The sequence below is a fragment of the Nocardia rhamnosiphila NBRC 108938 genome, from assembly GCF_000720425.1.
GTDB classification, from domain to species: domain Bacteria; phylum Actinomycetota; class Actinomycetes; order Mycobacteriales; family Mycobacteriaceae; genus Nocardia; species Nocardia rhamnosiphila.
Map to the genome: position 1 here is coordinate 256743 of NZ_JOAJ01000002.1, position 14146 is coordinate 270888.

The 14146-nt window shown below is 68.8% G+C and carries 11 protein-coding genes and 1 pseudogene; 3 read left to right on the forward strand and 9 right to left on the reverse strand.

From position 1 onward, the window contains the following. Positions 1 to 45 precede the first annotated feature (45 nt). From IG75_RS0110010 to IG75_RS0110035, 6 genes are read right to left on the reverse strand one after another with little or no spacing between them, the layout of a single operon-like run. The gene (locus IG75_RS0110010) at positions 46 to 1221 is read right to left on the reverse strand and encodes a fumarylacetoacetate hydrolase family protein (protein WP_030520920.1); all 1176 of its coding nucleotides are present in this window, start codon (positions 1219 to 1221) and stop codon (positions 46 to 48) included. Then, a complete protein-coding gene (locus tag IG75_RS0110015; RefSeq protein ID WP_051714454.1) occupies positions 1218 to 2342 on the reverse strand; it encodes a type 2 periplasmic-binding domain-containing protein in 1125 nt (374 codons plus the stop codon). Before IG75_RS0110015 ends, IG75_RS0110010 begins: the two co-directional genes overlap by 4 nt. Further along, positions 2339 to 3727 carry an aldehyde dehydrogenase (NADP(+)) gene (locus IG75_RS0110020; protein WP_030520922.1) on the reverse strand — a complete coding sequence of 463 codons (1389 nt, stop codon included), beginning with the start codon at positions 3725 to 3727 and terminating at the stop codon, positions 2339 to 2341. The genes IG75_RS0110015 and IG75_RS0110020 overlap by 4 nt, the downstream gene beginning before the upstream one ends. Next, on the reverse strand, positions 3724 to 4191 hold the full coding sequence (locus IG75_RS0110025; RefSeq protein WP_030520923.1) for a MaoC family dehydratase: 468 nt from the start codon (positions 4189 to 4191) through the stop codon (positions 3724 to 3726). The genes IG75_RS0110020 and IG75_RS0110025 overlap by 4 nt, the downstream gene beginning before the upstream one ends. Next, entirely contained in the window at positions 4188 to 5537 is a 1350-nt protein-coding gene (locus IG75_RS0110030; protein WP_051714455.1) for an MFS transporter, read from the reverse strand. Before IG75_RS0110030 ends, IG75_RS0110025 begins: the two co-directional genes overlap by 4 nt. 26 nt (positions 5538 to 5563) lie before the next feature. After that, positions 5564 to 6778: a CaiB/BaiF CoA transferase family protein gene (locus tag IG75_RS0110035; RefSeq protein WP_030520925.1), complete on the reverse strand. Its 1215-nt coding sequence runs from the start codon at positions 6776 to 6778 to the stop codon at positions 5564 to 5566. Positions 6779 to 6987: 209 nt separating this feature from the next. Here IG75_RS0110035 and IG75_RS0110040 point away from each other — a divergent pair, with 209 nt between their 5' ends. Further along, a complete protein-coding gene (locus IG75_RS0110040) occupies positions 6988 to 8037 on the forward strand; it encodes a LacI family DNA-binding transcriptional regulator (protein ID WP_051714456.1) in 1050 nt (349 codons plus the stop codon). An 81-nt stretch (positions 8038 to 8118) separates the two neighbouring features. After that, positions 8119 to 8814, forward strand: coding sequence for a GOLPH3/VPS74 family protein (locus IG75_RS0110045; protein ID WP_030520927.1), 696 nt, complete (start codon positions 8119 to 8121; stop codon positions 8812 to 8814). Positions 8815 to 8848: 34 nt separating this feature from the next. Here the strand turns inward: IG75_RS0110045 and IG75_RS38180 are convergent. Next, a pseudogene (locus IG75_RS38180) lies at positions 8849 to 9084 on the reverse strand (aldo/keto reductase); the annotation flags it as partial. A gap of 187 nt (positions 9085 to 9271) precedes the next feature. Between IG75_RS38180 and IG75_RS0110055 the strand changes: the two are divergent. Further along, positions 9272 to 10648, forward strand: coding sequence for an NAD-dependent succinate-semialdehyde dehydrogenase (locus IG75_RS0110055; RefSeq protein ID WP_030520929.1), 1377 nt, complete (start codon positions 9272 to 9274; stop codon positions 10646 to 10648). A gap of 177 nt (positions 10649 to 10825) precedes the next feature. Here the strand turns inward: IG75_RS0110055 and IG75_RS0110060 are convergent, their stop codons facing one another. Then, positions 10826 to 11905, reverse strand: a complete 1080-nt coding sequence (locus tag IG75_RS0110060; RefSeq protein WP_030520930.1) for a hypothetical protein — start codon at positions 11903 to 11905, stop codon at positions 10826 to 10828. Positions 11906 to 12443: 538 nt separating this feature from the next. Then, complete coding sequence (locus IG75_RS0110070) at positions 12444 to 13895, reverse strand: amidase (protein WP_030520931.1); 1452 nt, start codon at positions 13893 to 13895, stop codon at positions 12444 to 12446. Between the last annotated feature and the right edge of the window lie 251 nt (positions 13896 to 14146).

Sequence of the window (14146 nt, forward strand, 5' to 3'; positions counted from 1 at the left end):
GCGCCGGCACCGCCGATATCACCCCCGGCGGCGACACTCGCCGTACTACAGCAGTCCCCGAGCGGCCAGGCTGCGGAACAGATCGGCGGTGCCGAACTGCCACGGTTCGCAGTCGTCGCTGGTGCGGACCCGGTTGATCAGGCTGCCCAGGGCCGGGGTGCTGATGGCGACCAGATCGTCCAGATGATGGGTGAATCCGAGTCCCGGCTCGGCACGGTCCTGGACCGGGGCGAACATGGTGCCGAGGAAGAGGACCACACCGTCGGGATACTGGTGGTGAGGTCCCATGAGCTGGTGGATGAGATCCTGTGGGTCGCGGCTGATCTCGGCCATGGACGATTCGGCGCGCAGCGTGAATCCGTCGATGCCCCGCACCCGCAGCGTCACCGTCAGCTTGCGCACCGCGTCGAGATCGAAGGTTCCGTCGAACAACCGGACGAACGGCCCGACGGCGGCGGAGGCATTGTTGTCCTTGGCCGCGGTGAGCAACAGCGCCGACCTGCCCTCGAAATCGCGCAGGTTGACGTCGTTACCGAGACAGGCGCCGACCGCCCGGCCGGCGGACGAGATCAGCAGTACCACTTCGGGTTCCGGATTGTTCCAGGTGGAACGCGGATGAACCCCGATATCGGCGGCAGTCCCGACACCGGCCATCGGCGCGGATTTGGTGAAGATCTCGGCGTCGGGGCCCAGCCCGACCTCGAGGTACTGACTCCACCAGCCCTCGGCGACCAGTAGCTCCTTGAGCCGGGCGGTTTCGGCGGAGCCCGGGGTCAGCGCGGACAGGTCGGTGCCGATGTGTTCGGTGATCTGCTCGCGCACCCGGTCGGCCAGGGTGGCGTCACCGCGGCAGCGTTCCTCGATAACGCGTTCCATCAGGGAGACCACGAAGGTGACACCCGCGGCTTTGATCGGCTGCAGGTCGATCGGGCCGAGCAGTCGCGGGGTGCCCGGCCGCCGGAACTCCGGCGGGGTGTGGGCGACGATCTCGGCGAGCGATCCCAGATCCGGGCCGTCGCAGCCGCGGACGAACGCGGCGGGGTCATTGTGTTCGGCCAGGTCACGCACGGTGGCGACCCGCGCCGTGATATCGATCAGGCGGCCGTCGCGCACGGTGACCACGCTGGGTCCGCCGGCACCCATCACCCGCCCGACGAGGACGGCGCGGTCGTGGTCGGCCGGGAGCAGGGTGTCGGCGGCCGGTGGCCAGGCGATGGTCACGATACGGTCCTCGAGGTCGGGGCCGGCCCGAGGCTGCGCTCGAAGCTGTCGTTCACCTCGCGGGTGAGCCGGCCGATGTCGCGGTGGTCGAACAGGCAGGCCCGCACCGCCGCGGCGCCCGCGTTCTGGAAGGCGATGGCACCCGCGTGCCGGGGCCGCACCCAGGCGTCCTCGATGGTTGCCCGGGTCGCCCGGTAGAAGTCGTGGCTGCCGGTGTTGACGGTGTCGTCGTCCCAGGCGGCGGCCAGCCCCGGCTGTCCTTCTTCGGCGGGGAGAAACCGGCGCTGGGTGCCGGCGGACATGAGCCAGCGCACATGGTCGAGCAGGGCGTCGTCCGGGGTGCAGCGGCTGCTGAACGCGATACCCGTACCGCCCAGGACCGATCCGCGGCGCCCGGCCCGGCCGCGTGGGGCGTCCCCGAACAACAGTGGGCGCGAGCGCCGGGTGTAGTTCACATAGCCGTAGACGTGCGGGCAGAAGTCCGGCCCGTCACCGCCGGCCATCCGCTCCAGCAGGGCGATGGGGTTGTCATTGCCCGCGCCGGGCCGGTCGGGGACGAAATGCCGCAGCGTCTCGATCGCCTCGCCGATCCGGGCCTCGTCGAGGAAGACGTCGCCGGCACCGGGAGATGCGCCGTGGGCGACCGCTATGCCGCACAGGGTGAGGAACAGATGCGGCCCGGAGGTCGGGACCGCGGCCGTCACCCGGCCGGCCAGTTCCACGGCCTGCGACCAGGTATCGGGAACCGGGATACCGCTGTCCCGGCGTACACAGACCTGGGTGGCGGCATCCAGCGGCACCGCCCACAACCGGTCCGCCATCTCGTAGGACCGCAGCGACGGCCCGACGCTCCCGGCTCGCCAGGCGGCCAGTTCGGCGGGCGTGAAGAGCCCGTCGAGCGGTTGCAGCGCGCCGGTCTCGATCGCCTCGCCGACGTGCGGATGATCCAGGACCACCAGGTCGTAGCGTTGCGTGGTCTCCGCGATGGGCGCCGATTCGAACCCCTCGAGCGGCTGGATATCCCAGCGGATCGGGCAGGCGGGGGCGTCCGGGTGGACGGCCGCGGCCCGCAGCGCCCGATAGCCCCGCGGATGGTCCCAGGTGAGGCCCGCCCAGGTCATCGGCGCAGCTCCTCGGGAAGGGCTGCGGCGGGCAGGTTCTGGTAGGCGACCGGACGCGCGAATCGCAGGGCGGCGGCGGTGCCGACCGAGGTCGAGACGGGCGCGGTGGTGGCCGGCCAGGGACCACCGTGCTGCTGGGCGTCGCTCACCGTCACCCCGGTGGGCCACTGGTTCCAGATGATCCGGCCCGCGCGTTCGGCGAGCACATCGAGGGCGTCTGCGGCCTGCTCATCGGATTCCTCGGCACCCTGCACGGTCGCGGTGAGGGTGCCCGCCACGAGTTCCAGTACTGCCAAGGCCTGCGCCGCGTCCGCGTATTCGACGAGCACCGCGGCCGGGCCGAATATCTCGGTGGTGACGAGCGCCGGATCGGCGAGCACGGCGCGTGCGGTGGTGGTGAGGATGCCGGCGCTCGGCGCGTCGGGCGCGTCGGGCCCGGTGCGCGCGGTCTCGACCTCCGGATGCCGCGCCACCGCCGCGAGCGCCGCGCCGAACCCGTCGGCGATCCGCGAGTTCAGCATGGGGCCCACGGCGGGCAGGGTCAGCCGTTCGAGGAAACCGGCCAGGTCCGGCACCAGCACGACGCCGGGTTTGGTGCAGAACTGTCCGGAGCCGAGGGTGGCGGATCCGGCGAACCCGGTGACGATCTCGTCGGCGCGGGCGGCCCACCCGGCGCGAGTCACCAGGACCGGGTTGGTGCTACCGAGTTCGCCGTAGAACGGGATGGGGTCCGGGCGCGAGACCGCCAGGTCGAACAGCGCGCGTCCACCGGCCTCGGAACCGGTGAAACCCACCGCGCGGATCCGGCGGTCCCGGACGGCCGCCGCGCCCGCCTGTTTGCCTTCGATCAGGCCGAAGAGTCCCTCGGGCGCCCCGGCGTCGCGCAGCCGGTCGGTGACCAGCCGGGCCGTCATCCGGGACAGTTCCGGATGACCCTCGTGCGCCTTGACCACGACCGGACACCCTGCCGCGAGCGCGCTCACGGTATCGCCGCCGGCGACGGAGAAGGCGAACGGGAAGTTACTGGCCGCGAAGACCAGCACCGGGCCGATCGGCACATATCCGCGCCGGATATCGGGGCGCGCGCCCATGGGCCAGTCCGGATCGGCCGGATCCACCCGGGTCTCGAACAGCGTGCCCTGCTCGAGGCGGTCGGCGAAGAGGCGGGCCTGGAAAGCGGTGCGTACCAGTTCGTTGCGCAGTCGCGGCAGCGGCAGCGCGGTCTCCCGGTGGGCGAGGTCGGCGAGGTTCCCGGCCTCGGCGTCGAGGCCCGCGGCGATCGCGCGCAGCCAGACCGCGCGTGCGGCGGCGGCCGCGCGCCGGGCCGGACGGCGCGCCAGATGCGCTGCGGCGAGGACGTTCTCGAGCTCCACGGTGTCGGTCATTCGTTCGGCTCCTCGGTCTGCGGCATACGGTCGACGGCGAGTACGTGTTTGCAGACGAGCACGGTCTCACCGCGCTGGTTGACGCCGGTGTACTGCTTGGTGACCAGGCCGATCCGTGGATTGCGGTGTTCGGCGAGATCGACGACCTCGGCGGCCGCCCGCACGGTGTCGCCGGGGAGGACGGGGCGGGGGAACCGGATCCGGTCGTAGCCGTAGGCGACGGCGCGGCCGTTGTATTCGACGGTGAGGCCGACGACCACTCCGAAGGTGAGCACACCGTGGGCGATCACGCTGCCGAACTTCGGCGCGGCGTAGCCCGGATCGGTATGGGCCGGGTGGTGGTCCCCGGTGAGATCGGCGAACCGGGTGATATCGGCGGTGTCGATGATCCGGGTTCCCCCGGTCGCCGTTTCACCGAGTACGTACTCCTCGAAATACCGGTCCCGGAATTCGGGGGTGGTCATACGTTCACTCCTCGTAACACTGTGTCGCTCGGGCGGTCGGTCACATGGTTGAAGTGGTCGTCGCTGCTCTGGTCGGCATCGCTGCGGTAGCGCTTCGACAGGTAGACGGAGATGAACGCGACGGTCGCCATGAACACCATCCACACCGCCACCGGCCACCAGTGCCCGAACCCGGCGAACATGGCGGTGGCGATCAGCGGGGTGGTGCCACCCAGCAGGGCGCCGCTCACTTCGCGGGCGAAGGCCACACCCGAATAGCGCATGGCCGGCGGGAACATCTCGGCCAGGAATGCGGCCTGGGCCGCATAGCAGGTGGCCACCGCGCCGACGAAGCACACGACGAGCGCCAGGATGATCAGCGCGGGGACGCGGGTGTCGATGAGGGCGAACATGGGGAACGCCCAGACGATGCCGAACGCGGCGCCGAACAGGAACAGTCTGCGCCGGCCGAACCGGTCCCCTATCCGGCCGAAGAACGGCATGAACGCCGCCCCCGCCACCAGGACCACGGCATTGATACCGAGGCCGGCCATGGCCGCGAGACCGATATCGTTGGTCAGGTAGCTCAACGCCCAGACCTGCGGGATATAGGAGAACCCGGAGAGCATGAAGTTCGAGCCGAGGCTCAGCGCCAGGCGGCCCTTGGCCGTGCGGAACAGTTCCAGTAGCGGGATCTTCGTCTCGTCGCTCTTCGCCTGTTCGAAGCTCTCGGTCTCGGTGACGCGGCGCCGGATGTACAGGCTGATCACCAGCATGACCAGGCTCATCAGGAACGGGATCCGCCAGCCCCATTGATCGAAGTCGTCCCCGGTCAGCCACAGCACGACCTGAAAGGTGCCCAGGCCCAGCGCCGAACCGAGCCAGACACCCCCGCCCGACCACGAGGCGTAGAACCCGCGGTGACCGCGCGGCGCCGCCTCCGACGACAGCACCACCGCACCGGCGTATTCCGCACCGGCCCCGAGCCCTTGCACGATCCGCAGCAGGACCAGCAGGATCGGGGCGGCGAGACCGATCGAGTGATAACTCGGCAACAGTCCGATGAGCGCGGTCGAGACGCCCATGATGCCGAGGGTGACGATCATGACCGGTTTGCGGCCGATCTTGTCGCCGAGATGCCCGAACACCACACCGCCGAACGGACGGGCGAAATAGCCCACCGCGAAAGTGGCGAACGAGGCCAGCAGACCGGTGGTGGGGCTGGCGTCGACGAAGAAATAGGTGTTGAAGACCAGGGCCGCGGCCGCGCCGTAGAGCGCGAAGTCGTACCACTCGACGAGGCTGCCGACCGCGGAGGCCGCGGCCGCGCGGCGTGCCTGCTGAACCGGTGGGGCGGTTGTAGTCATTGGAGAGATCTTTCGGTGATGCGTGGTCAGGAGATCCGGGAGACGGCCGGAGACCGGTAGCGATGGACGGTGCCGGCGGATTCGAGCTCGTCGATCCGTTCGGTGCTCACGCCGAGTTCCAGCAGAACTTCCTGGGTGTGCTGGCCGTTGAGCGGCGCCGGCCGGTAGACCTTCTGGGTCTGGTTGCTCAGCCGGAACGCGAAACCGGGGGTCACCACGGTGCCCTCGGTGGGATGGTCGTATTCGACGAAGGATTGGTTGTGCCGGACCTGCGGGTCCGCCTGGAGCTGGGTGTAGTCGTACACCGGGCCCACCCACACTCCGGCGCGCCCGAGCGCGTCGAGCCAGTGCGCGGTGGTGTTCGCCGCGAGGTTCTCGGTGACGAGCGCGGAGATGTCGTCTCGATGGGTGAACCCGTCCCGTTCGGCGTCGTACCGCCGGAACCGGTCGTCACCGAACACCTCGGCCAAGGCGTCCATCTCCGCGAAGGAGAGCGCGATATGACCGTCCGAGGTGGGGAAGACACCGTAGGGCGCCCGGATGTAGGAATGCGCGTGGATCTGGTCGCTGGGCTCCTGCGCGACCCCGCCGACGGTGGCCACGCTGATCTCCTGCATCTGGGCCGCGATGAGCGAATCGAGCATATTGATCTCGACGAGCTGGCCCTCGCCGGTGCGTTCCCGATGGAACAGCGCAGCCATCGCGCCTTCGAACGCCGAATAGGCGGTGATGGCGTCCGCCAGGAAGAACGGCGCCGGACGCGGCGCTTCGCCGGTGCGCCGCGCACTCGCCAGCCCGCCGCTCATCGCCTGGAGCAGGACATCCTGCCCGGGCCGGTCGGCGTAGGGACCGGTGGCCCCGTAGCCCGACATCGAGACGTAGACCAGGTCCGGTTTGATCGCCCGCAGGGTCGCGTAGTCCACGCCGAGCCGGCCCGCCACGCCCGGGCGGTAGTTCTGCAGGAAGACATCCGCGCCGCGCACCAGCTCGTAGAGCAGTTCGCGTCCTTTCGGATCCTTCAGGTTCATCGATAGCGAACGCTTATTGCGGTTGAGCGAGAGGAACGAGGCATTCACCTCGTTGCCCCGGGCGCCGCCGGCCGAGACGTGCCGCTGCCATTCACCGCTCACCGGCTCGACCTTGATCACATCGGCTCCGAGATCAGCCAGTTTCTGCGCAGCGAACGGGCCGGCCATCGCGATCGACAGATCCAGCACCCGGATACCGTCCAGCACATTCATCCTGCTTCTCCCTGCCTCGGGACCACTGTACGAGTAGTCACATAGTGTTCTGCGCCACGAATGTTAGCGGTAACGTTAGCGGTAACGCAAGAACCTGGGGGCGCCTTCGATCCCCCGGGCTACGGTTCGGTGAATGCGCCGGACCGGTCGACGCGCATCCCGCCGGGTATGCTCCGCACACGGCGAGAGACAGGGTTTCGGGAGGTGGCGTGGCCGAAGTGGAGCGGCGCCGGCGCGTACGCGCCAAATCGTCCACGAAGTCGGTCACCATGCAGGATGTCGGCCGCGCCGCCGGTGTCTCCGCACAGACCGTCTCGCGTGCGCTGAGCTTCCCGGATCAGGTCTCCGAGGAGACGCGGCACCGGGTCGAACGCGCCATCGCCGACACCGGCTACCTACCGAATCTGGCCGCGAGCAGCCTGGCCTCCAACCGCAGCCGCACCATTGCCGCGATCCTGCCGGTCATCTCCACCTCGATCTTCTCCGACACCCTGCGCGCCGCCGCCACCCGTCTCACCCCCGCCGGTTACCAGTTGATCGTCGGCTACACCGACTATCACCCCGAACGTGAAGAAGATCTGGTGCGCGGGTTCATCCAGCGCCGCCCCGACGGTTTCTTCATCGTCGGCACCCTGCACACCCCGGAAACGTTGCGGCTCCTGCGGAGTTACGGCGCACCCGTCGTGGAGACGTGGGACTGGATCGACGACCCCATGGACACCCTCGTCGGCTTCTCCAACGAATCCGCCACCGGCGACCTGGTGCGCCACCTCGTCGCCCGTGGCCACCGCACGCTGGTCTTCGCGGGCACGATCGGCTCCGGTGACGCCCGCGCGCTGCGCCGTCGCGACGGGTTCGCCCGCGCCGTCGGCGAACTCCTGCCCGGCGAACCGGTCCGGATCGTCGAACTCCCCGATCGCGATATCTCCATGGACACCGGCGTCGCCCTGCTCGACACCACGCTCGAACGCTTCCCGGAAGCGACCGCCGTCATGTTCGCCACCGACGTCTTCGCCGTGGCCGCCGTACTCGCCGCACAGCGCCGCGGGATCGCGGTCCCGGATCGACTGGCCATCACCGGATTCGGCGATTTCGAGATGTCACGCCATCTCAATCCGGCTCTCACCACGGTCAGCGTGGATATCGACGCCATCGGCACCCGGGCCGCGGATCTGCTGCTGGCGCGGCTGGCCGGCACGACGGTCGAGTCGGCCACGGTGGACGTCGGATACCGGATCGTCGCCCGCGAGAGCGCCTGAGCGAAGCGGGGCCTACACCGGGCGATTGTCCGGATCCGCACTTCTTGCCCGGATCCACGGAGCCTGGCTAGGGTCGGGACGGTGACGATCGCGGAAGAAGTCCTGTTGCTGGCCTACGACAACGAGACCGGTAGAGCCCGCACCGGCGCCGCTCAGCTGACCACCGCACTGGCCGGTGCCGCCATCGTGGAACTCACCCTCGACGGCGCCCTTCGGCTCACCGAGGCCGATGAACCGGGCGCGAAGAAGGGACGGCTCGTCGCGACCGGCACCGAATCCGGCGATCCGCGCCTCGCCGAGCTCGTGGCGGTATCCGACGGCCGTAAGCCCAAGGACGCCGTGCGCAAGGTGGGCGGCTACGGGTCATGGCGCAGCCGTTCCCAAGATCTGCGCGGAGCCCTGCTCCGGGACCTCGCCGACGCGGGCGAGATCGCCGAGGTCCACGGCACAGTGTGGAAGCTGTTCCCCACCACGGCCTGGAAACCGGCGCCCGGCGGCGCGAAGGCCGCCGTCGAAGCGCGGGTGCGAGCCGCCGTACTCGACGACACCACCCCCGACGACCGCACCGCCGCATTGATCTCCATCCTGCACGCTGTCGATCTCCTGCCGAAGCTGTTGCCCGAGGCGGACAAACGCGCGGTCCGGAGCCGCGGTAAGGCGATCAGCGAGGGCGAGTGGGGTGGCTCGGCGGTTCGCAAGGCCATCCAGGAGATACAGGCCGTCACCATCGCTGTTCTCGCGGCCACCACCACTGCTGCCGCCGGTAGCGGTAGCTGATCCGGCGCGCGCCCTCCGCGCGCGCTGCCCGTGGCTACGCGGGCGCCGGTGCCTCCGTTCCCAGGTTCTGCGGTTGCAGGGACCGATGCCCGGCGACCCGGTCGGCCGGCTTCTCGGCCGGGTCGTCTGCTCCGCCGACAGTTCGATGGTCACCGCGCCGGCGTTCTCCCGGACGTACCCGGGATGGCGGGTGCCGGGAATCGGCACGACGTCCGCACCGCGCCCGAGCACCCAGGCGAGCGCCACCTGGGACGGCCGGACATCCAGTTCGCCCGTGAAGCCGTCGCGCCACGAATTCCACAGCTTCTCGACCACCTCGGTGAATTCCTGCGAGCGACGGTACCGCTGCGCCCGATAAACGATCAGGAAGGATATCGACAACGCAGGTCACGAATCGGATCGATATAACGGAATCGACCCTCCTGTCGCTCACGCCGCAGATCCGTAGCATCGTGACATGAGTACTTATGTGACGACGAACCCGACCACAGGTACTACCGAACAAGAATTCACCGGACTGCCCGACGACCAGATTTCCGTCGTCGCCGAACGTGCGGCCGAGGGATTCGAGGAATGGCGCCGCACCCCGGTGGCCGAACGGGCCCGGGCGCTGGCGCGCACCGCGGATCTGTACGAGGAACGCGCCACCGAGCTGGCCGCGGCCATTACGAAGGAAATGGGTAAACCGGCGCAGGAGGCGGCCGAGGAAGTGCAACTCGCCGCCGATATCTACCGCTGGTACGCCGAGCACGGTCCCGATCTGCTGACCACCGAGCGGCTCGACCCCCAGGGCGCCGAGGAATCGGTGGTCCAGACCTTGCCGATCGGGCCGCTCGTGGGCGTGATGCCGTGGAACTATCCCTACTACCAGGTGGCGCGCTTCGCCGCGCCGAACCTGCTGCTGGGTAATTCGATCATCCTGAAGCACGCCTCGATCTGCGCGGCCTCATCGAAACTCATGGCCGATGTGCTGCACGAGGCGTCCGTCCCCGAGAACGCGTATATCAACGTGTACGCGAGTTCCGGTCAGATCGCCGAACTCCTGGCGCATCCGGCGATCCGCGGGGTGTCGCTGACCGGTAGCGAACGGGCGGGCGCCGCGGTCGCGACCGAGGCGGCGAAGAATCTGAAGAAGTCGGTGCTCGAACTCGGCGGTTCCGACCCGTTCATCCTGCTCGACACCGACGATATGGCGGAAACCGTGCGCGTCGCCGCCCGGGCGCGCCTGTCCAATGCCGGTCAGGCGTGCAATTCGCCGAAACGCTTCATCGTCCTGGACGACCTCTACGACGACTTCGTCCAAGGGCTGGTGGCCGAGTTCGAGCGCGCGGTCGTCGGCGATCCGTCGGACCCGGAGACCGAGGTGGGGCCGTTGTCCTCGGTCACCGCGCGCGATACCGTCGCCGACCAGATCAGCACCGCCGTGCGGCAGGGGGCGACCCTGCACACCGGCGGTAAGCCGTTGGACGGCGACGGCGCGTTCCTCGCGCCCGCCGTTCTCACCGGTATCACCCCGGAGATGGACGCGTACTCGGAGGAGATCTTCGGCCCGGCCGCGATGGTCTACCGGGTGTCCTCGGCCGACGAAGCGGTGCGCCTGGCCAACGATGTCGAATTCGGGCTGAGCGGGTCGGTGTGGAGCACCGATACCGCACGGGCCGCCGAGGTCGCCGATCGGCTCGATGTCGGGATGGCCTACATCAACGAACACGGGACGACACTGCCCGGTCTGCCGTTCGGCGGGGTGAATCGTTCCGGATACGGTCGTGAACTGGGACGTTGGGGAATGGGCGAGTTCGTCAATGCCAAACTCCGGCGGACCGCCGCTCATTAGGCGTGCCGGGCAGGCCGCCGGGGCCCCACCGACGTGGTCGGACACCGGCGGCCGGTACGCGATATCGCCGCCTCGGCGCCGGGGCCCGCACCGCCGCTGTTCGCACCGCCCGGGGCGCTCCGCTCCGTGCCTGCTTTCGGCGCAGCGCAGCGGGGCGAGGAACGCCGCCGGGTGGGTTCACAGATGTCGATTCGCCCAGTGGACGAGCTTCTCGGCAGACAGCCCCCATGCCTGGACAGCCGAGTTCGGAACGAACGTCGTGATCTCCGGCATTTCGTCGAATTCCGGAACCGTGGCGAGGATGTGCAGATAGCCGCCGTCTTCGAGCCGGGCGGAGAAGGGCTGTTCGGCGTCGTCGGGCGCGGCCTCGAACAGCAGTTCGGGCTCATCGGCGAGCCACGGCTCCAGCAGATCCTCGGCCTGCGCGAACGAAGTCCGGGTGAGCCAGTCCCGTTGTGGCTGCGCGGTGGAGAAATCGTCGATCGCTTCGAAGCAGAGCGAATGCCACTCGTCGGGATCGCTCGCGCGGCATCGTCCGGCCAGACCGGTGAGATCGAACTCGTGGAGTTCGGGATCCGGATCGCCCGCGGCCAGGGTGACATAGCCGGCCGCGACGTCCTGACCGTCGGCGCCGAAGCACCCCGCGGCCGCGTCCACCTCCTCGGCGAACCTGCCGTACTCGTCGGGAGTGAAGAAAGCACACCACTCGGGAACCGAACGGCCTGCTTCGTTCGTCTCGGGTGCCTCTGCGTGGCCGGCTTCGGCGCAGGCGTTCCGCAGCGGCTCGACCGATTTCCGCAGCGCGCCGGGTTTCCGATCGCGGACCAGCTGGTGGAGATAGAACTCGGGAATCACCCCCGTGGTGAATTCCGGTGGGGTGTTGGAGCGGATGACCACGGTCCGGTTGTAGGGGTTGAGGTCGTCGTCGCCACGATCCTGGTATCCCCACCGGGCCGGCGTGGCCTGCAACAGGACTTCCCCGATATACCGCACTGTGCCGGTGGCGAACTCCGCATTGCCCGCCGACCCCGGAGCGGCCCGGTCCGGACAGCGCGCCAGCACGATCGGTTCCAGCGCGTCCAGGGAGTCGAGGGTGAAATCGAACGGGAACTCCGCGGGTAGATAACGTCGGCGCCACTGCTCCAGCTCGTCGTCCATGGTGGCCCGCCAACGGTCGAGAAAATCGCGCGCCGACTCCGTCATGGTCACCCGGTCCTGGACCGTGTACGCCTCGGTCCGGTCGTGCTCATGCGCCATGGACAACCTCATATCTGCTATCGCCTGCCGTTCCCGGGGACAGATTCTGCAACCGACGGGCGACAACTTTCGCCGGTGCCCCGCTCCGATGCTTTACGGTCGGCGGGCACCGAGATCGTGAGCGCCGGGAATACCGGATCATGGGACCGTGAATGTTCCCGCGCCCGGACCTGTTTTCGATGTGTTCGCCGTGTTGAACGGCGCGGTGGACCTGCGGTCCTATCCGCGCCGCAACCTGGTACCGAGCTCGCCTACGCCGGGCGGTTTGGTGTTGGGCTCGGCAGCCTACGAGCGTGTGATCTTCGAGCCCATCGTCCACCTGACCAACGAACGGTATCGAGATGCTCGAAACCCAGGGCTGGGAGCTGGTGAGCGTGATCGACCGGAACATCGAGAACGTCTACTACACCATGGCGTTCATGCGCCGTCGCTGACGCGTGGCCGACCCGGCCGACCTGTCTGCGGAGAGCGCGCACCGAAGTCCGTCGAGAGTTTCGTGCCTGCACGCCGAAGAACCGACCTCCCCGGTAGGACGGCCCTACTCCGGTGCCCGGAAGCCGCCGATCTTCTGCTCGAGCAGTTCGGCCAGCCGCAGCGGGGTGCGGTCCTCGAACATCGGACCGATGAGCTGCACTCCCACCGGCAGCCCCTCGGGGGACCGGCCCACGGGTATGGCGGTGGCGGGCAGGCCGGGCATGGTGGCCATACCGGCCCAGACGAGCTGGTCGAAATACGGGTACTCGACGCCGTCGATGTCGATGTGCCGGTCCTCCAGACCTCCGTTGTGGTCATGCGGGAAGGCGGGAGTCGGCGTGATGGGGCACACCACGGCATCGAACTCGGTGAAGAGCTGCCGCCAGCCGTGGCGGTGGAGTTCGCGACGGTTGTTCGCCTCGACCCACTCGCGGTGGCCGAGCACCATGCCGCGCAGCCGCGCCGCATCGAGACTCCGGTCGTCCGCGCCGAGGGCGGCGGCACGGGTCCGCAGCTGTTCGTACACGTCGACGGGAAGACTTGCGGCGGCGTTCGACAGCATCAGCAACATGTAGAGCGTCGCCGCTTCGGTCGGGTCGGGCAGCAGCGGACTGTGTCGTTCGACACGGGCGCCTTCGTCGACGAGCGCCTCGGCGACCCGGTTCACGCCCGCCCGCACCGCCGATCCGGTCGGAATGAGCGGATGGTCCTCGATGATCAGGACACGGAAGTCGGCGAGCCGCTCGTGGCGCGCGGGCGGCAGTGCGACGTCGTAGGCGACGCCGTGGGTCAACGGGTCGGGTCCGGCCATGACGTCGAGCAACAGCGTGAGGTCGCGGGCGGTGCGCGCCATCGGGCCGACGACGGCGAGGTCGAGGTCGATCGGCAGCGCCGGCGCGGGCGGCGCGACCATGCCGCGGGTCGGCGCCAACCCGAGCGTCGGCTTGTGTGCGTAGATGCCGCAGAAATGCGCGGGGGTGCGCAGCGAACCGGCGAGGTCGGAGCCGATGGACAGCGCGCCGAATCCGGACGCCAGGGCCGCCGCCGAGCCGCCGGACGACCCACCCGACGTGCGGCCGTGATCCCACGGATTGTTGGTGGTGCCGTAGATCTCGTTGAAGGTCTGGATATCTCGCAGAATCAGCGGCACATTGGTCTTACCGAGCACTACCGCGCCGGCGGCCTTCAGCCGCGACACCTGGACCGCGTCCTCGTCGGGTACATAGTTCGCGTGCTGCGGCATGCCCCAGGTGGTGGGCAGCCCGGCCATGTTGTACGACTCCTTGACCGTCACCGGAATACCGAGCAGCGGCCTGTCCTCGCCGCGGGCGCGCGCCCGGTCGGCATCGCGCGCGGCGGCCCGCGCCCGGTCGAAATACGGTACACAGATCGCGTTGATCACCAGATCGTCCCGCTCGATACGAGCGATCGCCTCGTCGGTCAGTTCCACTGACGTCACCGCACCGGCCCGCAATGCCGCCAACATTTCTTCTGCCGACCGAAGATTCCATTCCATGAATTCGACGCTATTGGCCCGCCGGGGAGGGCATAAAATGCCGCTTCGCACAATGGAAAGCCGACCGGACCACCTACACCGGCGAAGTCATACGCTCGTTCTGCCATCGAGGACGTCCCACCCCAGGTCACAGCGTCGGCAGCGGTCCAGTTCATGAGCACAGGGCATAAGAACGCCGCGCCGGGCAACGCGATAGATGTCTCAATACTCGTCCCGCATCGTTTCGGGCGAAGGTTCGAAGTAGCGGCGCA

Coding starts and splice junctions, on each gene's coding strand:
- IG75_RS0110030 (WP_051714455.1), bottom strand. CDS start 5,537: ATGACTACAACCGCCCCACCGGTTCAGCAGGCACGCCGCGCGGCCGCG.
- IG75_RS0110015 (WP_051714454.1), bottom strand. CDS start 2,342: ATGACCTGGGCGGGCCTCACCTGGGACCATCCGCGGGGCTATCGGGCG.
- IG75_RS0110055 (WP_030520929.1), top strand. CDS start 9,272: ATGAGTACTTATGTGACGACGAACCCGACCACAGGTACTACCGAACAA.
- IG75_RS0110025 (WP_030520923.1), bottom strand. CDS start 4,191: ATGACCACCCCCGAATTCCGGGACCGGTATTTCGAGGAGTACGTACTC.
- IG75_RS0110020 (WP_030520922.1), bottom strand. CDS start 3,727: ATGACCGACACCGTGGAGCTCGAGAACGTCCTCGCCGCAGCGCATCTG.
- IG75_RS0110070 (WP_030520931.1), bottom strand. CDS start 13,895: ATGGAATGGAATCTTCGGTCGGCAGAAGAAATGTTGGCGGCATTGCGG.
- IG75_RS0110035 (WP_030520925.1), bottom strand. CDS start 6,778: ATGAATGTGCTGGACGGTATCCGGGTGCTGGATCTGTCGATCGCGATG.
- IG75_RS0110060 (WP_030520930.1), bottom strand. CDS start 11,905: ATGGCGCATGAGCACGACCGGACCGAGGCGTACACGGTCCAGGACCGG.